This is a genomic window from Mesorhizobium sp. Arg314 (assembly GCF_053714275.1).
Window position 1 is genome coordinate 1 of the sequence record NZ_JBSKBP010000326.1, and the last position, 290, is coordinate 290.

1 pseudogene is annotated in these 290 nt (G+C 58.6%); it reads right to left on the reverse strand.

The features are described from left to right. Positions 1–50: 50 nt before the first annotated feature. Positions 51–290, reverse strand: a pseudogene (locus tag ACWGS9_RS35705) (hypothetical protein); the annotation flags it as partial.

Below are 290 nucleotides of genomic sequence, written 5' to 3' on the forward strand. Positions count from 1 at the left end.
AGAAGATCGACAGATCGTTGCCTGTCAGCGCTCAGGCCTGACCGCATCGATCAGTTCGGTGGTAGCGCCTCCGGAATCTCCTGCGCCTCACTCGCGTCGGCAAAGACCTCATCGCGGATCACGCGCAGCGTCACCTGATGAAGATAGGCCTGCAGGGCCTGGTCAAGTTCGGAGAACTCCGGCCACAAAACTTGATCGAGAAATCGTTTGGGTGCGCGAACCATGACCGTGTTGCGCCGTTGCCGATAATAGCGATAGGGCTTCATGCCATAACGCCGGCACAAGGCGAG